General features: G+C 65.4%; 20 protein-coding genes and 1 pseudogene. 5 read left to right on the plus strand and 16 right to left on the minus strand.

Features of this window, described 5'->3' with window-relative positions; all coding sequences use genetic code 11:
- Nucleotides 1–17: 17 nt before the first annotated feature.
- From iscR to AC1MGT_RS04270, 4 genes are all read right to left on the minus strand, one after another.
- A complete protein-coding gene (gene iscR, locus AC1MGT_RS04255; RefSeq protein ID WP_332530980.1) occupies nucleotides 18–494 on the minus strand; it encodes a Fe-S cluster assembly transcriptional regulator IscR in 477 nt (158 codons plus the stop codon).
- A gap of 206 nt (nucleotides 495–700) precedes the next feature.
- Nucleotides 701–1495 (minus strand): uracil-DNA glycosylase family protein, encoded by a 795-nt coding sequence (locus AC1MGT_RS04260; protein WP_499503138.1) that lies wholly within the window; start codon nucleotides 1493–1495, stop codon nucleotides 701–703.
- A gap of 66 nt (nucleotides 1496–1561) precedes the next feature.
- Nucleotides 1562–2206: a maleylacetoacetate isomerase gene (gene maiA, locus AC1MGT_RS04265; protein ID WP_499503139.1), complete on the minus strand. Its 645-nt coding sequence runs from the start codon at nucleotides 2204–2206 to the stop codon at nucleotides 1562–1564.
- The gene (locus tag AC1MGT_RS04270; RefSeq protein WP_499503140.1) at nucleotides 2203–3228 is read right to left on the minus strand and encodes a fumarylacetoacetate hydrolase family protein; all 1026 of its coding nucleotides are present in this window, start codon (nucleotides 3226–3228) and stop codon (nucleotides 2203–2205) included. Before AC1MGT_RS04270 ends, maiA begins: the two co-directional genes overlap by 4 nt.
- A 96-nt stretch (nucleotides 3229–3324) precedes the next feature.
- Between AC1MGT_RS04270 and AC1MGT_RS04275 the strand changes: the two genes are divergently transcribed.
- Both AC1MGT_RS04275 and AC1MGT_RS04280 read left to right on the plus strand, forming a co-directional pair.
- On the plus strand, nucleotides 3325–4230 hold the full coding sequence (locus AC1MGT_RS04275) for a LysR family transcriptional regulator (RefSeq protein ID WP_499503141.1): 906 nt from the start codon (nucleotides 3325–3327) through the stop codon (nucleotides 4228–4230).
- Between the two features lie 53 nt (nucleotides 4231–4283).
- Nucleotides 4284–4865 (plus strand): gamma-glutamylcyclotransferase, encoded by a 582-nt coding sequence (locus AC1MGT_RS04280; RefSeq protein ID WP_499503142.1) that lies wholly within the window; start codon nucleotides 4284–4286, stop codon nucleotides 4863–4865.
- Here AC1MGT_RS04280 and AC1MGT_RS04285 read toward each other — a convergent pair.
- The 3 genes from AC1MGT_RS04285 to AC1MGT_RS04295 all read right to left on the minus strand — a co-directional run bounded on the left by AC1MGT_RS04285 (nucleotide 4846) and on the right by AC1MGT_RS04295 (nucleotide 7359).
- Nucleotides 4846–5430, minus strand: coding sequence for an AAA family ATPase (locus AC1MGT_RS04285; RefSeq protein WP_499503143.1), 585 nt, complete (start codon nucleotides 5428–5430; stop codon nucleotides 4846–4848). The two genes, AC1MGT_RS04280 and AC1MGT_RS04285, sit on opposite strands and share 20 nt — an antisense overlap.
- Nucleotides 5431–5491: 61 nt before the next feature.
- Complete coding sequence (locus AC1MGT_RS04290; RefSeq protein WP_499504249.1) at nucleotides 5492–6787, minus strand: MFS transporter; 1296 nt, start codon at nucleotides 6785–6787, stop codon at nucleotides 5492–5494.
- Nucleotides 6788–7023: 236 nt separating this feature from the next.
- Nucleotides 7024–7359 (minus strand): four-helix bundle copper-binding protein, encoded by a 336-nt coding sequence (locus tag AC1MGT_RS04295; RefSeq protein WP_499503144.1) that lies wholly within the window; start codon nucleotides 7357–7359, stop codon nucleotides 7024–7026.
- A 284-nt stretch (nucleotides 7360–7643) separates the two neighbouring features.
- Between AC1MGT_RS04295 and AC1MGT_RS04300 the strand changes: the two genes are divergently transcribed.
- From AC1MGT_RS04300 to AC1MGT_RS04310, 3 genes are all read left to right on the plus strand, one after another.
- The gene (locus tag AC1MGT_RS04300) at nucleotides 7644–8714 is read left to right on the plus strand and encodes a mechanosensitive ion channel family protein (protein ID WP_499503145.1); all 1071 of its coding nucleotides are present in this window, start codon (nucleotides 7644–7646) and stop codon (nucleotides 8712–8714) included.
- A gap of 160 nt (nucleotides 8715–8874) precedes the next feature.
- Nucleotides 8875–10224, plus strand: coding sequence for a DUF2254 domain-containing protein (locus AC1MGT_RS04305; RefSeq protein ID WP_499503146.1), 1350 nt, complete (start codon nucleotides 8875–8877; stop codon nucleotides 10222–10224).
- A complete protein-coding gene (locus AC1MGT_RS04310) occupies nucleotides 10217–11455 on the plus strand; it encodes a cation:proton antiporter (RefSeq protein WP_499503147.1) in 1239 nt (412 codons plus the stop codon). Before AC1MGT_RS04305 ends, AC1MGT_RS04310 begins: the two co-directional genes overlap by 8 nt.
- Nucleotides 11456–11473: 18 nt before the next feature.
- Here AC1MGT_RS04310 and AC1MGT_RS04315 read toward each other — a convergent pair whose 3' ends face one another.
- From AC1MGT_RS04315 to AC1MGT_RS04355, 9 genes and pseudogenes are all read right to left on the minus strand, one after another.
- Nucleotides 11474–12166, minus strand: coding sequence for a DUF421 domain-containing protein (locus AC1MGT_RS04315; protein WP_499503148.1), 693 nt, complete (start codon nucleotides 12164–12166; stop codon nucleotides 11474–11476).
- 37 nt (nucleotides 12167–12203) lie between these two features.
- Nucleotides 12204–13346: a PA0069 family radical SAM protein gene (locus tag AC1MGT_RS04320; RefSeq protein WP_499504250.1), complete on the minus strand. Its 1143-nt coding sequence runs from the start codon at nucleotides 13344–13346 to the stop codon at nucleotides 12204–12206.
- A 160-nt stretch (nucleotides 13347–13506) separates the two neighbouring features.
- Nucleotides 13507–14160, minus strand: a pseudogene (gene ubiG, locus AC1MGT_RS04325) (bifunctional 2-polyprenyl-6-hydroxyphenol methylase/3-demethylubiquinol 3-O-methyltransferase UbiG); the annotation flags it as partial.
- A gap of 62 nt (nucleotides 14161–14222) precedes the next feature.
- Nucleotides 14223–15245, minus strand: a complete 1023-nt coding sequence (locus tag AC1MGT_RS04330; RefSeq protein WP_499503149.1) for an NAD(P)/FAD-dependent oxidoreductase — start codon at nucleotides 15243–15245, stop codon at nucleotides 14223–14225.
- Nucleotides 15242–15664, minus strand: coding sequence for a thiol-disulfide oxidoreductase DCC family protein (locus AC1MGT_RS04335; protein WP_499503150.1), 423 nt, complete (start codon nucleotides 15662–15664; stop codon nucleotides 15242–15244). Before AC1MGT_RS04335 ends, AC1MGT_RS04330 begins: the two co-directional genes overlap by 4 nt.
- A gap of 12 nt (nucleotides 15665–15676) precedes the next feature.
- Nucleotides 15677–16372 (minus strand): tRNA-uridine aminocarboxypropyltransferase, encoded by a 696-nt coding sequence (locus AC1MGT_RS04340; protein ID WP_499504251.1) that lies wholly within the window; start codon nucleotides 16370–16372, stop codon nucleotides 15677–15679.
- Nucleotides 16354–17721, minus strand: a complete 1368-nt coding sequence (locus AC1MGT_RS04345; RefSeq protein ID WP_499503151.1) for an efflux transporter outer membrane subunit — start codon at nucleotides 17719–17721, stop codon at nucleotides 16354–16356. Before AC1MGT_RS04345 ends, AC1MGT_RS04340 begins: the two co-directional genes overlap by 19 nt.
- A gap of 11 nt (nucleotides 17722–17732) precedes the next feature.
- Nucleotides 17733–18824, minus strand: a complete 1092-nt coding sequence (locus tag AC1MGT_RS04350) for an HlyD family secretion protein (RefSeq protein WP_499503152.1) — start codon at nucleotides 18822–18824, stop codon at nucleotides 17733–17735.
- 1 nt (nucleotide 18825) lies between these two features.
- Nucleotides 18826–20508: an MFS transporter gene (locus AC1MGT_RS04355; RefSeq protein ID WP_499503153.1), complete on the minus strand. Its 1683-nt coding sequence runs from the start codon at nucleotides 20506–20508 to the stop codon at nucleotides 18826–18828.
- Between the last annotated feature and the right edge of the window lie 100 nt (nucleotides 20509–20608).

Below are 20608 nucleotides of genomic sequence, written 5' to 3' on the forward strand. Positions count from 1 at the left end.
GATTTACTCCGGTAGCTTTAGTTATGTCCGACTGCGGCGGGGGCGCCGCGGTGCACGTGCACGACGTTCTGTTCTTTCTGGCGCTGCTGGTCGACGAGGTCTTGCAACGATACCGAATCGAGGTAGTCGACCATTTTTTCGTTCAGCGTGGTCCACAGTTCGTGGGTCATGCAGCGGGCGCCGTCGGTGTGGGCGCCATGGCAGTTCTCTTTACCGCCGCACTGGGTTGCATCGAGCGGCTCGTCGACGGCGATGATGATGTCCGCCACCGTCACCTTGCCTGCCGCGCGGGCCAGGCTGTAGCCGCCGCCCGGACCACGGATCGATTCGACGATCTCATGACGGCGCAACTTGCCAAACAGCTGCTCGAGGTACGACAGCGAAATGGCCTGGCGCTGGCTGATGCCCGACAGCGTGACCGGACCATTGCCTTGACGCATGGCAAGGTCGATCATCGCAGTGACAGCAAAACGGCCTTTGGTGGTCAGACGCATTTCAACCCCGGTGAATGATAAAATATTTCTCTTGTCCAAGTACCAAGTCGGCACCGCGGTCTGCAGCACGTTTCCCTCTGAGAGCGGGGAAAGACCTGATTAGTTGAACGATTTAGTCAAGTATAGCAAATCGCAATGATCTTGTCTTGGACCACCCCAAAAACGGCGGGTCATCTCATTGACGAATAGGCGGTCTCCACGCCCCCTCAACGGGCGCGCAACAATGCCATCGGCCCGAACAGCGCCTGCATGCCCGGATGCCCGATGAAGCTCAGGTTGTAAGGATGTTCGGCCACTGCCTGCGGGAACGCGGCCGTTTCTGGCAACTTCTGCAATTGCTCGGCAATCTTGCCCCACAGGACCAGCGTCGGCACCTGCGGCTGGGCGGCCAGCGCCGCCAGTACCGTCTGCAGGAACGGCAACCAGGCGCGCGCATCGATGACCGGCTTGACATGCTTGCGAAACACCAGCGCGGCATTGAGCAGCAAGAAGCCCTCATGCATCAGATTGTCCTGCAGTTGCGCCAAGGTCTGGATCGAGCCATCAACCCGCGCGGCCTGGGCGATCGGCGCCAGCGCCTCCCCGCTCGTCGCATCGGGCTGCAACTGGCCGCCTGCCACCAGCAGCATTTTCATGAAGTTGCGCAGTGACGTCGCCCGGTTCACCGGCTTGGACAGTCCGGCATCGCTCCACAGGTCGCCAACGGCGCCGTCCATGAAACTCACGCCAGTGGCGCTTGCAGCGCGCGGGTACGGCCCCTCCCCCACCAGCACGTAGCGCACCTTGTCCAGCGGCTGGGCGAAGGCGGCGAACATGCGGTGTTCCGTGGGGACGTAATCGTCCTGCGCCAGCGCCGGCAAATAATCAGGATTGGCGCGGGCCACCGCCTGCAGGCCCGCTTCGAGAATCGGACGCCATGAGGCGTCGGCCAGGTCGAGGGCCTGCAGGATCGGTGCAGGGATGGCGATGGGACTGGAGGCAGGCGCGGCAGTGGCGGTCATGGCGAAATGGCAATCGAAGGAGGCGGCGATTGTAGCGCGCCGCCGCCCTTCGCATCCACCCGCGCGCTATTCGGAATCGGGCTGGCGCGACGGGTGCGCCGCCTGGAACGCGGGCAACGCGATGCACAGCGCATTGATGCGCTCGATATTCGGATAGGCCGCCACATCGATATTGAAGCGCTGTGCATTGAATACCTGCGGCGCCAGGTAGCAGTCGGCGATGGTCGGATGGTCGCCATGGCAGAACGGCCCCGCGCCCGGATCGCGCGCCAGGTGCGCTTCGAGCGATTGCAGGCCCTCGATCACCCAGTGGCGGTACCACTCGGTCTTGGCCTGATCGGGCACGCCGATGTCGCGCGCCAGGTAATTGAGCACGCGCAGATTGGTGATCGGGTGGATGTCGCAGCCGATGATCTGGGCCAGCTCGCGCACGCGCGCCCGGCCCGGTGCATCCTTCGGCAGCAGCGGCACGTCCGGATACACTTCTTCGAGATACTCGATGATCGCCAGCGACTGTGACAGTGTGATGCGGTCATCCTGAAACGCCGGCACCAGGCCGCTCGGATTGATCTGGCGATAGTCGTCCTGCAGGTGCTGCCCGCCATCCTTGAGCAGGTGCACCGGCACCGCATCGTAAGCCAGCCCTTTCAGGTGCAGCGCAATGCGCACCCGATACGCGGCCGAGCTGCGAAAGTAGGTATACAGTTTCATGGTTGTCTCTCGTGGTAACGGACGACTTCCTGATCGATGGCGCCAAAAATGCTGGCCCCGCTCGCATCCAGCATTTCGATGCGCACCGTGTCGCCGAATGACAGGTACGGCGTCTTGGGTGCGCCGCCTTCGATGGTTTCGTACATGCGCACTTCGGCCAGGCAGCAATAGCCCACGCCGCCATGCTCGACGCTCGAGCCATACAGCCCGCCCTGCTTGTTCGACACGGTGCCCGAGCCGATGATGCTGCCCGCGCACAGTTCGCGCGTGGTCGCCGCGTGCGCGATCAGCTGGGCGAAGCTGAAGGTCATGTCTTCGCCGGCGTTGGGTTTGCCGAACGCGGCGCCATTGAGCGTGACCAGGATCGGCAGATGCAGCTTGTTGCCCTGCCAGGCGTCGCCCAGCTCATCCGGCGTGACCGCCACCGGCGAAAAGGCACTGGCCGGCTTCGACTGGTAAAAACCGAAGCCCTTGGCCAGTTCGTTCGGGATCAGATTACGCAGCGACACGTCGTTGACCAGCATGACGAGGCGGATGGCGCTGGCAGCCTCGGCTGCGTCGGCACCCATCGGCACGTCGTCCGTGACCACGGCCACCTCGGCTTCGAGATCGATGCCCCAGTCTTCGGACAGGGCCGCGATCGGGTCCGTCGGGCCGACGAAGGAATCGCCACCGCCCTGGTACATCAGCGGATCGGTATAGAACGACGCCGGCACCTCGGCGCCGCGCGCCTTGCGCACCAGCTCGACGTGGTTGATGTAAGCCGAGCCGTCGGCCCACTGGTAGGCGCGCGGCAGCGGCGAGTGGCAATCTTCTTCGATGAACGATTCGGCCGCCTCGGCGTTGCCGTCATTGAGCTGGGCATAGACGTCTTCGAGCTGCGGCTTGCACGCATCCCAGTTGTCGAGCGCGGCCTGCAGCGTGCGCGCGATGGTCGGGACTTGCTGGCAGGTGACCAGGTCACGGCTGACGACGACCAGGGTGCCGTCGCGGCCGCCGGCTTTGAGGGTGGCGAGTTTCATGGACTATCCTTTTGTTATTGCTGAGTAGCCGCCATTACAAGGTAAAACGCACTATCATACAAACGATATTTTCAGCGTGATATATCACCTTATCTGATGAATCCAACGTTACGACAAATGCGCGCCTTCGTCGCGCTGGCCCGCACCGGCAACTTCACGCTGGCCGCGCAGTCGCTGCACGTGACGCAATCGGCACTGTCGGGCCTGATCAAGGAGCTCGAGCAGACGCTGGACGCCCGGGTCGTCGACCGCAGCACGCGCCGGATCGGCCTGACCGATATCGGTCGCGAATTGCTGCCCTTATTTAGCCAGATCATCGACGACCTGGACGGTGCGCTGGCTAACGTGGCCGACCATACGCGCCTGAAGAAAGGCGTCGTGCGCATCGCGGCGCCACAGCTGATGGCGTGCACCCTGCTGCCGCCAAGCATTGCCGCCTACCGCGCGCAGCACCCCGAGATCGTCGTACGCCTGGCCGATACCGAAGTCGAGGGTGTCATTACGCGCGTGCTGTCGGGCGAGGCCGATGTGGGGATCGGCCCGGAACGCACGCCCGCGCCGCCACTGCTGGCGCGCGAACTGTTCACCATGCCGTTCGCGCTGGTGTTTCCGCACCAGCATCCGCTGGCCGCGCTCGAGCGCGTGACGTGGCAGGATGCGGCGGCCTACCCGTTCATTTCGCTGCAGGGCCAGTTCACCGAATTGCTGCTCGACGCGGTGCAGCCCTCGCGCACGGGCGTTGCGCTCACGCCGGCGCACGAAGTGACGTTCATGACGACGGCGCTGGCCATGGTCAGCGCGGGTCTGGGCGTCACGGTATGCCTGCCCTACGCGGCGCCGCTGGCCACGCTGTACGGCTTGACGATGCGCCCGCTCGATGCGCCGACGCTGCAGCGGCGCTTTTTCGTCTACACGCGGCCCGGCCGGTCGCTGTCGCCAGCCGCCGAGAGTTATGTGGAATTCCTCTTTGCATATGTAAAACGGGCGCAAGCGGAAGGCTGATTCTCACAAAAAGGCACGCTACAATGGGTCGTGTCTTTTTTATCGGACCCACGATGTCCCTCGATACGATCGCGATCAACCGCCAGATGAACAAGTTCGATGGCCATGCCAGCGTCTGGCTGTTTGGCTACGGCTCCCTGATCTTCAAACCCGATTTCCCGTTTCTCGAAAAGCGCGCTGCGTTTATCCGCGGCTGGACGCGCCGCTTCTGGCAAGGCTCACACGATCACCGCGGCACCGAGGCCGCGCCGGGGCGCGTGGTGACGCTGGTGCAGGATCCTGACGCCGTCTGCCACGGCATGGCGTTTCTCGTCACGCCCGAAGAATTCGCGCATCTCGACCATCGCGAAAAGAACGGCTACCTGCGCCTGGCAACGCAAATGCAGTTTGATGACGGCAGCAGCGACGAAGGCATCGTGTATATCGCCACGCACGACAACGCAGCGTATCTGGGTCCGGCCGATGAACACGCCATTGCGCGCCAGATCGCCACGGCGCGCGGCCCGAGCGGCCCGAACAGCGACTACCTGCTGGGCCTGGCCCAGTCACTGCGCGCGCTGGGCAAACCCGATGCGCACGTGTTCGAGATCGAACGGCATCTGGCGGAGATGGGTGTTACGCAGCAGTACGCGTAATTGAGTTCCCCTGCGGCGCGATGGCTGCAAGTGTGGCCAGCACGCGCGCAGCACGCTGTTCGAGCGAACCCGTCAGGATCGTGTAGCCGATGCCGCGCCCATCCAGATCGTCCAGCACCAGTTGCTGGATCTGCGTGCGCCACGCCGCGTTCTCGCGCACGCCGGGCTCTTCTTCGTAGGGGATGTCGTCGGCGCACACGAAGTGGTGCAGGTAGCGCGTGCGGCATTCCAGCGCGTAGCGCAGCAAGGCCGGTGGCACCGGCTCGGTGACCTGGCCGAAGCGCAGGCCAAGCAGCAGCGTGGTCAGTGCATTGGTGTCGACGAAGACGTAGTCGCCAGCGGCGTTCGCGATAGCGGCGTCTTCGGCAGCGCGGTGCCGTTCGGCGATCTCGACGTAATCGGCGGCCACCAGCTGGCCCTGCTTTTCTTCCCAGACGAAACGGCCGATCTCGGGCACGAACTGCGCGCCCTGCCCGCGCGCCAGCATGCTGGCCAATGTCGATTTTCCCGTCGACTCGGCGCCGACGAACACTACCAGCCGACTGCCCGCCTCTTGCTCACCCATGCCTGCATCCTGTAACGATTGATGCGACATCCTAGCCGAGCCGCCGTGACAACTCAACGGTTCAGTCGAGCGCGCGCTGGCGCGACTCGGTGTCCACGCACAGGATGGCAATGGCGCCCATGAGCAGGAAACCAGAGAGCATGATCAGCGCCAGCGTGAAGTGCGTCGCCATCACCGGCGCGACGATCGCGGGCGCGAACAGGCCGCCGAAACGGGCAACTGCCCCGGCCATGCCCATGCCGCTGGCGCGCAGGCGGGTCGGGTAGACCTCGGGCGTGAACGCATACAGCGCGCCCCACGTGCCCAGCAGCGCAAAGCTCATCAACAGCGTCGAACCGACGACCAGCACGGTCGAGCTGCCCAGGCTGTAGCCGAGGCATCCGACACTACTGAGCAAGAGAAAACCGACGAGCGTCGGCTTGCGGCCCCAGCGTTCGACGCCGTAGGCTGCCAGCGCGAAGCCGGGCAACTGGACCAGCGCCAGCACGATCAGGAATTCCTGGCCGCGCATGAAGCCGAAGCCTTCCGCGCTCAGCCGGATCGGCAGGTAGACGAACACGCCGTAGTAGGCAATCGAAATCAGGCCCCAGGCGACGAACAGCGCGATGCTGCGCCGGCGCAGCCCGCCCGAGAACAGCGACAGCAATGTCGTCCTGACCTGCGGCTCGGGCAGCAACGGCGGTATTGCGACCGTGCGGCCGTTGGCCCTGGCCACGCGCGCCAGCACGGCGCGCGCCTCGTCCGGTTTGCCGCTGCGATGCAGGTACATGGGCGACTCGGGGATATACCAGCGCAGCACGATGCCGATGAGCGCCGGGATGCCGGTGACAAAGAAGATCACGCGCCACGCATCGTCGCCCCAGCCCACCGCCCACAGGGCCAGCACGGCCAGAGCGATCGTGCCGAGCGCCCAGAACGATTCGAGCAGCACCAGCCAGCGGCCGCGCCGGTCACTGGGCAAAAATTCGGCCATCATCGTGTAGTCGACCGGCAGCGTCGCGCCCACGCCGATGCCCGTCATCAGGCGCAGCGCCAGCAGCCACGTAAAATCGGGCGCGAACGCCGACGCCACGCCGAAGCAGGCATCGATCACCACCGCCATCAGCAGCACGGGCCGGCGGCCGATGCGATCCGCCAGGCGCCCGAAGGCAAACGCGCCGATCAGCATGCCGACGAAGAACACGGTCCCCGTCTGCAGTGCCTGCGGCATCGACAGCCCGAAGGTTTTTGCGATCGACGGCGCAGAAAAGCCGATCGACAGCACCTGCATCGCGTCGGCCAGCCACACCAGACCGAAGATCAGGAAAATGCGGTATTGGAACTTGCCGACGCCGGCGGTATGCAGCGCCTGTTCCATCGATACGGCAACGCCGTCAGCGCTGATTGCGCCGGGGATCGCGTCCTGTCCTGCACTGACCGAAGGGCTCATGGATTCTCTTGAAATGCAACGCGTCGGCTTCAAGCCGTGCGCTAGCGCTGCACAGCCATGCCTCGTGCGGGAGACCAGCGCCAATACCGCCATTCGGATTGGTCAGCCGGTCAATGTTGCATCTTAAGATAAAACGAACGCTTCAGTACCTTTCGCAGCAGGCGTCAGGCCGGACCGGCCATCGCGCGGCAGGCCTCGGCGCAGCGCCGGCATGCTTGCGCACAGCGCTGGCAATGATCCATTTCATGCTGCGCGCACTCGTCGCCGCAGGCCGAGCAGATCTGCGCGCAGAGCGAGCAGATTGCCGCAGTGAATTCACTACCGCGTGCCATGTACGCGGCAGCAAGCCGACAAATGGCTGCACAGTCCATATCGAGCGAGATACAGCGCGACATCATCTTGACATCCTCCTCGCCAAGGCAGGCGGCGGAGCATGCATCGCAAGCTGCCGCACAGGCGTTACAGGCATCGATGCAATCTTGAACATTGTCGTTTGTCATAGGCTCTCCAGGTTTCCGGGCTCAACCGATATCACCGTTCAACGTTGCCGCCCCGCGCCTGCGCAGCGGCTCGCCATCCGGTATCCAGGCTCAAGCCTACGCAATCTGGCCAGCGGGCGCCGTACGTTTCGGCGCGACAAGTAGCAGTTGCCAACCTGCCACGAACGGTCCCTGCTCCGTCGGCGGCGCCCGTCCGGTACGGTACACGGCATGTGGATTTGTACGAATACGTTATCGTCTCTACAATATTAAGAATCAACGACCACGCGCAACGGCACCCACCAATGAACTACATCATCCTGGATAACGAATTGACGGTCTGGGCAGTCGCCATCGGCGTCGCCCTGACTGTCTCCTTGGCACTTTTCATCATCAAGCGGGTGCTGGTCAAGCGGCTTGGCGCCTACGCCGCGCACACCGAGACTTATCTTGATGATCTCGCCATCAAGGTACTGTCAGCAACGCACCCCCTGTTCATCGTACTCATCGGCCTGTTCGCCGGAGCGCACTGGCTGACGCTGCCGCCCAAGCTTGCAACCTTGCTGTCGCACCTGACCGTGGCCGTTCTGCTGCTGCAGGTGGCGCGTTGGGCTGACGCTGGCCTGCATGCCTGGTTGCGCCGCTATCGCGCGAAGCGCAGCGCCGAAGATGTGGCCAGCGCCACCTCGACCGCGGCCATCGGGTTCCTGGCACGCACCTTCCTGTGGCTGGTCATCCTGCTGATGATTCTGGATAACTTTGGGGTCAACATTACGACCCTCGTGGCCAGCCTGGGCATCGGCGGCATCGCGGTGGCGCTTGCGCTCCAGAACATCCTGGGCGACCTGTTTTCTTCGCTGTCGATCGTGCTCGACAAACCGTTCGTGGTGGGCGATTTCGTCTCGGTCGGCGATGTGTCAGGGACGGTGGAGTATGTGGGCCTGAAGACAACCCGCATCCGCGGCCTCGGCGGCGAGCAGGTCGTGTTCTCCAACAGCGACCTGCTCCAGAGCCGGATTCACAATTTCAAGCGCATGGAGACGCGCCGTATCGTGTTTTCGATCGGTGTCGTCTACGAGATCAGCCGCGAGCAGTTACGCGCCATTCCCGGCATGCTGCGCGCAGCAGTCGAAGCGCAAGCGAACGTGCGCTTCGACCGCGCGCACTTCAAGGCATATGGCGCGTCGTCGCTCGACTTCGAGATCGTCTACACCGTGCTGTCGCCGGACTATGGCGTCTATATGGACATCCAGCAGGCAATCAACGAGCTTCTGTTCGAGCGCTTCGAGGATGCGGGAATCGGCTTCGCCTACCCGACCCAGACGGTTCACCTGGCCAATCCCGAGATCGCGGTCCGTCGCGCGCCGAGCCGGTAAGCCCGCGGCTTGAGGGCGCTGGCACACGTGCCGGCTGCCACCCGTGTGTGTTGCATCGCGAACCGACAAGCTGCGGTCCGGCATCCAGACTTTGGCGTCTGCTGTCACCGCCAGCAGGCCGGGCGCCTGCACCAGACGCTAACCGAAAGCTGACAGAATCATGCGAAATCGACTGCAGTTCCTGTTCAACCGCCTGCGGGAGCGCCTCTGGGTCAAACCGCTGATCGCCTGCATCCTGTCCGTCGGCGGCGTCCTTCTGGCGCAACTCGCCGATACCATTCCGATCGACTGGAAGGTTCCGGAGATCGCGCAAGGTTCGGTGGTCGACATGTTGGAGATCATTGCCGCGAGCATGCTGGGCGTGGCCACCTTCGCCGTCGCGTCGATGGTGTCGGCATATGCATCGACCGGGCAATCCGCCACCGCGCGCGCTTTCCCGCTGATCGTGGCGGATGACGTATCGCAGAACGCACTGTCGATCTTCGTGGGGGCGTTCATTTACGCCATCGTCGCCCTGAGTGCCACGACCAACGACTATTTTGGCAAGGCGGGCCGCTTCACGCTGTTTGTTCTGACGCTGCTCACCATCGTTGCCGTCGTGCTGGTGTTCGTGCGCTGGGTCGACAGCATCGCGCGACTGGGGCGGCTCGGCGCCGTCATTGCCAAGGTCGAGCAGGCGACCATGGCTGCCATGAAACGGCGCCAGAACGACCCGTGGCTCGGCGGCGTGGCGCTGCACGACGCGCCGCTCGGTGTGCCGATGTACAGCGAGCGCATCGGATTTCTGCAGCGGGTCGATATGGATTTGTTGCAGCGCTGCGCCACCAAACACAAATTACGTATCAGCCTGGCGGTACTGCCGGGCGCGTCGGTCGTCCCTTCGCGCCCGCTCGCCCATATCCTCAATGATGGCGTCGACAGTACGTCCCCTGCTCAAGCCGACCTCGACAAGGCATTCATTATCGGCCCGCTGCGCCAGTTCGACGACGACCCCCGCTTCGGACTCGTGGTGCTGGCCGAGATCGGCTGCCGCGCGCTGTCGCCGGCGATCAACGATCCGGGCACGGCCATCGCCATCCTCGACACGCTGCACCGCCTGTTCGCGCTCTGGGGCCGTCAGGCCGAACACGCCGAGCCGGAATGCAGCCGGGTGTCGGTGCCATGCCTGGTGCTCGGCGACATGGTCGAAGAGAGCTTTACCGCCATCGCGCGCGACGGTGCCCATCTGGTCGAAGTGGCGCTGCATGTGCAGCGCGTGCTGGGCGAGATCGGTACCTGCGACGACGCAACAACGCGCACCGCCGCACGCCATCACGCCGGCCTCGCGCTGGCACGGGCCGAGCGCGCACTCGACTTTGCCCCCGATCTGGCGCAGGTACGCCTCTGCCATGCCCGCTACGGCAAACTGGCCAGCAGGCGCGCGAGCCGCAGCCTGAAGACAGCCCCTTCCCAACCGTTCGTGGCATCCGGCACCACCACCTGTTCAAGCGAAAGGCCCAACGATGCCTGAATTTATTCCGGTCTTCCTGGTTATCACTGCCGTGATCGCCTGGTTCAACGCCCGCTTCCTCAAGCTCCCGTCGACGATCGGGGTGATGGCTGCGGCCCTGATGCTCTCCACTGCGGCGCTCCTGCTCGACTACGCGGGCGTGACCCATCCGCGGCAGTATGCGGCCGAGCTGCTCGGTACGGTCGACTTTTCGCAGGTGCTCATGGAAGGCATGCTCAGCCTGCTGCTGTTCGCGGGCGCCCTGCACGTCGACCTGCAGCAACTGGCGCGCTACCGCTGGCAGATCGGTCTGCTGGCGGTGTTCGGCACGCTGGCCGCCGCGGTGGCGGTTGGATTCGGCCTGTACTACCTGCTGCCGCTGACCGGACTCGCCCTTCCGCTGGCGTTCTGCATGGTATTCGGCGCGCTGATCGCGCCGACCGACCCGATTTCGGTTACCGGACTGCTGCGCAAGGTCGGGGCGCCGGCCAGTCTCGAGTCGGTGGTGTCAGGCGAATCCTTGTTCAACGACGGCGTCGGGATCGTCATCTTTTCAGTCATGGCAGCGATTGCGGTCGAGCACCATGTGCCGGGCGGCGTCGAAACCTCGGTGCTGTTGCTGCGCGAAGCCGGCGGTGGCATCGCGTTCGGCGCCGTGCTCGGCGGCGTGACTTACCTCATGCTCAAAAGCATCGACAGCTACCAGGAGGAAGTCCTGCTGACAGTGGCAGCGGTCCTGGGCGGCTACAGCCTGACCCATGTTCTCGGCGTGTCCGGTCCGCTGGCAATGGTTGCGGCCGGCATCCTGATCGGCAATCGCGGCCGGCGCAAGGCGATGTCGGCGCACACGCGCGAACAGCTCGACGGCTTCTGGGAACTGCTCGATTCGATGCTGAACGCCGTGCTGTTCGTGCTGATCGGATTCGAAGCCCTGCTGTTGCCGTTTTCGGGGCCGTTGCTGGCCGCAGGACTGCTCGCGGCCGGGGTGACCTTGCTTGCCCGCCTGCTTAGCGCCGGTCTGCCGGTGGCAGCGCTCGGCAAACGCGCCGGCCTGCCGGAAGGCGCGTGGCAGGTGCTGACCTGGGGTGGCTTGCGCGGCGGGATTTCCGTGGCACTGGCCCTGTCGCTGCCTGCCGGCCCGGAACGCGACGTGATCGTAACGATGACCTATATCGTGGTTGTACTGTCGGTGTTGATACAGGGCCTGAGCGTGGAACGGCTCGTGCGGAAAGTGGTGCCCTGCGCCACCTGAGGCGCAGCGCAACGCCGGTCAGTCGCCGAGGCTGCCAAGTTTTGCACAGGCGGAGCGGTCACCGGCCTGGCTGGTCGGAATGACCGACAGGCTGCCATCGGCTTCAAGGATGACGAGATCGATGTCGTGCAACGATCCGCGCCCTTGCTTGCGCACTGCGGCCATGACCTCGTCGTCGGTTACGCGCTCACGCTTGAGGGCATCCTGGCAGAGCTGGCCACCTTTCAGCAGCACGGTCGGCCTGGTCTTGACGATGGCGTTGACCAGCGATGAGCGCACCGAGCACCACGTGATCGCCAGTTGCAGCACGACCAGCAGGGCCAGTGCAGCCAGGCCCAGCGCCAGGCTGACATTCTGGTTGACCAGGATGGTCGACAAGGTCGATCCGAACGCCACCGTCACGACAAAATCGAACGAGTTCATTTTTGAAAGCGTTCGGTTGCCGCTTAGCCGAAGCAGAAAGATCAGGCCCGCATAAGCAGCAACCCCGACCACGACAACACGGTACAGACTTTCCCAGCTATCGAAAAACATCGCGCTCTCCTTTTGATTGATGCGAGTATCGCATGGGCAATCGAGGCGGGTTGCTCGGTAGATGGACGTCAATGGTGTACCAGCCAGCGCAGGGTCGGCAACCATGGCGGGCCTGCCAGGAACAAGCGTCAGACAAGCATCGATGCCGGCGGCGGCCACCATCGGCAATTGCAACATATGTGCTCGAGAATTGCGTCGATGTACACGCGCGCGTTCAGAACAGGTCCAACTGGCTCGCGACGCTTGCGCGTGCCTTCGCTGTACCCGCCGGCACCACCAGTGGCCGCCGGAATTGCGAGCGATCGAGCCGCCCGAAACGCCCGCGCAAGGATTTGAAGCCAAGGCGCTCGACCGCTTTTTCAAAGCGCTGACGGATCAGGTCGGCCCACACGCCGTCGCCATGCATGCGCCGTGCAAAGTCGGCATCGTAATCCTTGCCACCCCGCATCTCGCGGATGCGGTTCATCACCCGCTGCGCGCGGTCCGGGAAATGGGCTTGCAACCACTCTTGAAACAGCGGATTGACTTCGTGCGGCAGGCGCAGCACCGTGTAGTGCGCGCCGACCGCACCGGCATCGCGCGCCGCTTCAAGGATGCGTTCGATCTCGGGCTCGGTCACGAACGGGATGATCGGCGCCACGCTCACGCTGACGGGAATGCCGGCGTCGGTCAGCGTGCGGATCGTGCGCAGGCGGCGCATCGGTGCGGCTGCGCGCGGCTCGAGCGTGCGTGATATCTGCGCATCGAGCGTCGTGAGCGTCACCGCCGCGCACGCCAGGTTGTTGGCCGCCATCGGCGCCAGCAGGTCGATGTCGCGTTCGATCAACGATGATTTGGTGATCAGGCCAAGCGGGTGGCGGCATTCGGACAAGACCTCCAATACCTGGCGCGTGATCTGGCGTTCGCGCTCGCAGGGCTGGTAGGCGTCAGTGTTGACGCCGATGGCGATATGTTCGGGGACGTAGCCGGGCTTGGCGAGTTCGCGCCGCAGCAGTTCGGGAGCATTCACCTTGGCGAAGAGCCGGGATTCAAAATCAAGGCCCGGCGACAGGCCGAGATAGCTGTGCGTGGGCCGCGCGAAGCAATAAATGCAGCCGTGCTCGCAACCCCGGTAGGGATTGAGCGACACGCTGAACGGGATATCGGGTGACGTGTTGCGCGACAGGATCGTCTTGGCGAACTCGTCGGTAACCACGGTCTTGAACGCGGCCGATTCACCGGCCGCCCCGGTAGTCGACTCATAATCGGCATCAGACCAGCCGTCGTCAAAACGCTCGCGACCGTTGACCTCATAGCGCCCCTGCATATTCGACACCGCACCACGCCCCTTGCGTGCAACGCGCGGCGGCGCCAGCATGATGTGTTCTTCTACCCGCTGGCGGCGGATGGGCTCATCGGTGTCGATCATGGCCGCTGCTCCATACTGTATGTTTATACAGTATATTACGCCGCTACCCCATCAAATTCAAGCGCCAGCTTCTTGATGAGCATCAAACCACTTTTCCCAGCTGCTCCAGTCAGGTCGGACGGGCAAAGGTCGCCAGATAGTTCACGCTCGTATCGCTGCACCATGAGGCGCGATGCAACACCGGCAGGTAACGCATGCCGCGCAGATCGATCCGCTGCAGCCCGGCCCCGGTGGCTGCAGCCAGCATCTCGGCGGGTTTGACGAAGCGATGCCACTGGTGTGTGCCACGCGGCAGCACGCGCAACACGTACTCCGCCGCCACGATCGCCAACAGATAGCTCTTCCAGGTGCGGTCGATCGTCGACGCCAGCAGCAAACCACCGGGCGCAACGCGCCGAGCTGCCTCTTCGATGAAGGCGTCGGGGTCGGCCACATGCTCGGCCACCTCGAGCGCCAATACGACGTCGAAGCATTCATCGGGCCGCAGGACAGTCTCCAGTTCGCCCAGGCGATAATCGACTGCCGCGCCGCTGGCGTCGGCGTGGCGTTGCGCCGCCGCCAGGTTGCCAGGCGAGGCATCGATGCCGACCACGTGCGCGCCACGCAGCGCCAGCGGTTCGGACAGCAGCCCGCCGCCGCAGCCGACGTCGAGGATGCGCAGACCCGCCAGCGACGTATCGGCGCGGCCGAAATGCGAGGCCATGCATGCCAGCAGATAAGCCTGGCGCAGTGCGTTCGTGACATGCAGCGGCCGCATCGGGCCGTTCGGGTCCCACTAGGTGGCGCCGAGTCGGTCGAAGCGGGCGATTTCGTCTGCAAGCGCGCTCATGTTTGGTCTCCACTCGCAGCAGCGGTCACCAGCGCTGCCAATGCACGGCCGGAGCGCCAGGCGCCTTCCACACCGCCGCCGGCAAGGGCATCGCCGCACACGCCAAGCCCCATGCCAGCGTCCCACCAGGCACCAGCGGCCCGCTCGTCATCAGGCGCCGTTGCCAGCGTTGCATACAGCCAGCGATGCACGGCCGCGAAACGCCAGGCCAGAGCGCCGCCGACACAATCGGCAAGCGCCGCCTGCAGCATCGCCTGCACCTGGTCGGGCGGCGTGTCCAGATGCGCGCCGGTCCAGTCGGGCGCTGCGTGCACCACCCACTGGGCCTGCCCCGCCAGCACTGCGCGCGCCGGCTTGGCATCGTTGCGCACCACCAGCGCCAACGGGCCGGATGCGGGCAGCGCCAGGCCCCAGTCACAGCCCGTTGCGGGCGCGTCGGTTGTGCCCATCAAGACCCAGACGGGCAACATCGGCACGGCCTGCGCGTGCGCCGCCCAATCCGGGCGATGCATGCCCAGCAGCGCGGCCGCCTGTTTCGGCGGGATCGCCAGCGCCACTGCATCGAAGCCATCGGCCAGGGTCACACCAGCGCTCTCCAGAGACCACGTCGCGCCGCTGCGGCGCACGCCATCGACCGCGCACAGGGTATGCAACGGCAGGTCCTTCAACAAGGCGCGGCACGGGGCCGGCATGTCGGGCGTGGCAACCCAGAACGCGCCGCCAGGCAGGGCTGCGCCATGCGCTAGCCTCGGCGTCCAGCGCGCCAGCAGACCGGCGCGCTGTCCCTCTTCCACGAAACCCAGGAAGTCGGCGCCCACGGCAGCAAAGCACGGCGTCCCGTGATCCAGGCCCAGCGCGGCGTCGGCGAGCGTTACACGCCTGGTGGACATGCGCCCGCCTACGCCGCGCGACTTGTCGAACACCTGCACCGCATGCCCGGCATCGGCCAGCGCGCGCGCACAGGTGGCCCCGGCAATGCCGGCCCCGATCACGGCCACCCGCATGCTCGTGCCACTCATCGCTTGCTGCCGCGGCCGCGCCACAGCGGCCGCATGACGAGGAACAGACGGTAGGCCGGCTCCAGCAACGCCAATGCCAGCCTCGACCCCAGCAGGCGTCCAAGCCAGGCCCAGCGCGGCAAGGACCGCCACAGCAGGGTAAATGCCTCTGCACCACTGGCCAGGGTGCCATCGGGACGGCGCATGTGCAGGCGCGCCATGGCAGCCTCGCGGTTCAGTCCCGGGCCAAGCGCTTCGGGCGCGCAGTGGGCGACGTCGACCCAGCACACCTGGTCTGCGCCGTCCTGACGCTGATAGAGGGCGATCTCGCGGGTGCATACGGGGCAGCCGCCGTCGTAGTACACCGTGGGGGAGGTTAAGGATTGTTCTTGCATGATTTGATCATACAGGAAACAGGTCAAAATGCGGTTCACCGTCACGGGTGTTTCGGTTTAACGACCCACTAAACGGTTCACGTCCTGTTCATCAGATTTGCTTGCGTTGCATGCGAGTGATACGGCAGCGCAAGCGCGTACATAGGCCGCTTGTTGTGCGACAAACCCGTCGAAGGCGTCGAGCAGCGGGCCAAAGCGCCCGGGCGCGGTTTCAAGTTGTCCCAGTGCTTGCGCCGCCGCTTCCAGGCTCGACAGCTGATGCGGCGCGTGCGCTTTGCGGATGCGGTAGTTCGACGGCACTACGTCGGTCAGTGCCAGCCGCGGCAGCCGTTGCAGCGCCGGGTTCAGGTACAGCATCTTGCGGCTCTTGCGCCAGGTGGCGTCGAGCAGCACCAGCCGCAACGCGTCGGCGGGTAGCGCCGGCATTGGTGGCGGCATCGGCAAGCCCGCGTCGCCCGGCGTGGCCGGATACAGCAGCACGGGCGTGCGCCCATCCGCATGCAGCAGGCTGTCGAGCACCCCGGCATCGAAGGCTTCGCCGGTCGCCATCACACTGCCATTCACGCACAAGTGCAGCAAGCGCGCGCTGTTCTTGGCGTTGCCCACTTCCAGCGGATGCTGCAGGATCAGCAAATGCGCCTGCGCGCGCACCGGCGTGATCCAGCGGCAAATGCAGGCCGACTGCGCCCGCAAGCACCTCTCACAGACGGCGCGTTTCAAACCAGCCACATCCGTCACGGTGCCGGCGTCCAGCCACCGCCCAACGCCCGATACAGATCGACGTGCGCCGCCAGCAAACTTGTACGCAGTTGCAGCGCGGCGAGATCGGCACTGAACGCCGTACGCTGCGCGTCGAGCTCTTCCAGATACGACGCGTAGCCATTCGTGTAGCGGTTATGGGCCACGCGCAACACTTCACCAGCCGCCGCGCGCCGCGCCTCGGCTTCCACCAGTTGCCGCTGCAAGCCATCGATCGACGCCAGGGCATTCTCGGTCTCGGCAAACGCCGTGCGCACCACGGTCTCATAACCGTAGATGGCGCGGTCGCGCACCGTGCCGGCGATCTCGGCCTGGGCACGCAGGCGGCCCGCGTCGAACAACGGCGCAAGCACGCTGCCGCCGATGCTCCACAGTTCCGTCGGCGAACGCAGCAATTGCGTGATGCCACCCGCCCCTGCCCCAAGCGACGCCGTCAACCGGATCGACGGCAAGAGCGCGTCGCGCGCAACGGCCAGGCTGGCGTCGGCCGCCGCAATGGCCTGCTCGGCCTGGGCGATGTCGGGCCGGCGCCGCAGCAGTTCGGACGGCAAGCCGGCGCCCGGGGTCGGCTCACGCAGCGACAGCAGATCGGTACCGCGTGCGATCGGGCCCGGGCTCTCGCCCAGCAGCAAATTGAGCGCCTGCTCCTGCTGCGCCACCTGCCGCTCGAGCTGCGGCACGGTGCCGGCCGTCGCGTGCAATTCGGCCTCGGCCTGCGACATTTCCAGGCGCGAGCTGTAGCCCACCTCGAACTGGTGCCGCGCCAGGTTGTACGAGCGCTCGCGCGACGCCAGCGTGGCCCTGGCCAGCGCCAGCTGGGCGTCCAGGCCCAGCAGGTTCAGATAACCCGACGCCGTATTGGCCGCCACCGCCAGTGCCGCTGCTTCCAGCGCCGCCTCTTGCGACAACGCCTCGAACCGCGCCGCTTCGACGGTGTTCGCCACGCGGCCGAACAGGTCCAGCTCGTAGCTGGCCTGCACGGCGCCCACAAGCGACGTCGATTCGATCGGCGTGCCTTGCGGGCCGATGGCGCGCGCCCGGGTCGGCGCCAGCGACAGGTTCAGCGCCGGCAGACGCGCGCTGTCGGCCACGCGAATGCGCGCCTGGTATTCCTGCAGCCGCGCGCGGGCAACCTTGAGGTCACCGTTGTTCGCCTGCGCCTGTCGCACCAGCGCGTCCAGCGCCGGATCGCCGAACGCGCGCCACCAGTCACGCTCGACGCTGGCATTCGCGCCGGACAAGGTCGTGCGCCACGCCACCGGCACCGTCACCGAGGACGGCGGCGCCGGCTGCGGCGCCATCGCGCAGGCGGCCAGCAGCAATGGCGCTGCCGCCAGAACCATTAAGCGCCGCTTCACCGCTGCCCCGCGTTCGCCGTGGTGGCAGCGGCCGTATCGATCGTCGTCACCACCGACATCCCGGGCCGCAGGCGGTTGGCCAGCGGCTGGTTCGGGTCGATGCTGATGCGCACCGGAATCCGCTGGGCAATCTTGACGTAGTTACCGGTGGCGTTGTCCGGCGCGATCACCGAAAACTCCGACCCGGTGGCAGGCGCGATGCGCTCGACGTGGCCGCGCAGCTTCGCGCCGCCCAGCGCATCGACACTAAAACTGACCGGCTGGCCAACGGCCACCCCCGCCATCTGCGTTTCCTTCAGGTTGGCGATGATCCACATCTGGTTCGGCACCAGTGCGGTCAGCTGCGCACCCGCATTGACGAAGGCGCCCTGACGCACGGTCACCTGCCCCAGCTGTCCATCGCGCGGCGCGGTGATGTTGGTATTCGCTAGGTCGATCTCGGCCAGCTTGACGGCCGCTTCGGCGCTGGCAACCGCGGCTTCGAGGGCGGCGCGATTGACGCCAACCGACGCCAGGTTCTGGCGGGCGATCTCGACGGAGGCTCGGGCCTGGTCGCGGCTGGCTGCGGACTGGGCACGGGTGGCGCGCGCAGCGTCCAGTTCGCGCGCCGACAGCGAACCGTCGGCCGCCAGCTCTTCCACGCGGCGCAGGTCGGCGCTGCTGCGCCGGGCCTGGGCTTCGTTCGAGGCCAGCAGCGCCTGGTTCTGGGCGATGGTGGCGCGGGCGCTGGCGTTCGTCTGCGCGAAGTTGGCCAGCGCCGCCTTGCGGTTGGCCAGTTCGGCCCGTGCCTGCGCCAGGCGCTGGATCGGGATCCGGTCATCGATGCGCAGCAGCAGCTCGCCCTTCTTGACGGTCTGGAAATCCTGCACGCGGACCTCGGTCACGTAGCCGCTCAGTTGCGGACTGATGATCGTCACCTGGCCGCGCACCAGCGCGTTCTCGGTCGCCTGCAGCGTGCTGCGAAACGGCGGCAGATTCCAGGCATACAGCACGATCAGGATGCCGGCGAGCGCGATGGCAGCAAAGGCCAGCGCACTGAGGATGATCTTGCGCTTCGGGCGCGCGGGGGTGGGAACAGGTTCTGACATATCAATCGGTGACGGTAATAGGTGCGGGAGTATTGTTGACAGGTGCGGCGGGTGTGGGTGCAGCAGCCGGTGCGGTAGCCGGAAGGTTGTAATGCATCCAGACGGCGTGCAGGAAGATCCAGGTCGCGCTCGTGGCGGCGATCAGGGCGATCATCAAGAACACGTCGTTATAGGCCAGGATGTTCGCCTCGCGCGTGGCGCTGGCGGCCAGCGACGCCAGGCTCTGGCGCGTGCGCGCGGCCGGGTCGGCCAGCAATTGCCCGGCCGCCGCCGCGCCGGACTGGATGCGCCCGGCCACGAGCGGATCGAGCGAACTCAAGCCCTCGACAATCGTCGACGAGTGGAATTTCTCGCGCATGATCTGGAACGTGCCGACCAGCGCCGAGCCGATCAGGCCGCCCAGATTCTGGGTCAGGCCGAACAGCACCGAGAAACTGATCAGGGCGCCGGGATTGCCGATCACGGTGACGATCATTGAAATCAGCGACGGCCCGATGAACAGCGTGCCGCCAAACGCGAGCAGGCTCTGGCTCAGGTACATCTGCTCGACACGGGTCTGGTTGGTGGCGTGCGCGTCCATCCAGGCGCCCAGCGCCATCAGCAGCAGCGCAATGACCTGTGGCGCCATCAGGTGCTTCACGTTGACCGTGAGGGCCGACACCACAATGCCGGCGACAGTGGCCGCCAGCACGCACAGGAACAGCGACTGCATCTGGTTGTTGTCCAGTCCCACAGCGCGCAGGAAACCCACCGCACCCACGCTCTGCTCGGACAGCACGATGCGCACCAGCAGCAGCGACAGCGCCACGCGCAGGATGCTGCGGTTGGTCAGCCAGCGCAAGTTGAGCAGTGGATTGGCCCGGTTGTGCTCGACGCACATCGCGGCCGCGAGCAGGAAGATCGACACCGCCAACGCCACGCCGATCCACGCCTGCTCGGTCCACCAGAAGATGCGCCCGAACGTGAGCACCATGCACAGCAGCGCCATGCCCGGCGCAAACAGCGCGAACGTGACGAAGTCGGTAGGCCGGAACGCCTTGATCCGGTCGCCCGGCGGCAACTTGAGCAGCAGCACGGCGCCCAGCGACACCAGCGCCAGACCCAGCTCGAACATGTACAGGCCGCGCCACTCGGCAATGCGCAGCAGGTCGCCCGAGAAAATATAAGCCAGCGGCAGCGCCAGCTGGGCCGTGCCGAGCGCGACCGCGATGCCTTTCAGACGCCACTCCTTCTTGAACCCCTGCAGCGTGTAATACAGGCCGAGCGGACTGACGGCGGCGGCCAGCATGCCGTGGGCGGCGCGCACAGCGATGGCCGAGCCGAGGTCATTGACGAACAGGTGGGCCAGCGTGACCAGTGCGTACAGCACCAGGAAGCACTCGGTGAACAGGCGCAGGCCGAACTGTTGCCGGAATTTCACCAGCAGCAGGTTCATCGACGCGTTGGCCATCACGTACGCGGCTGGCAGCCAGGCCGTTTCGGTCTGGTAGGCGCCCAGCACGCCCTGCAGGTTGATCAGGTTGACGGCAACCAGTGCATTGCCCAGGCCGCCCGTGATCGTGACGAGGATGCCGACCGCCAGATAGGCCAATCGCAGCTTTGTCGTGTGCGCCGGCGTGGACGGAGAGCCGGGCAGCATCGGCTTTTCGTCGGGTGCCCATTCGCGTGGCGCGTACTTGCTCATCCTGCTATTTCACCATAATTGTCAGGCTCGCTATCTTACGCCTTTGCTCGACTTCACGTCGGATGGCGCTTTCGCCACACCCAAACCATTTAATGCAAAA

It is taken from the genome of Telluria sp. BA11 (assembly GCF_056680305.1).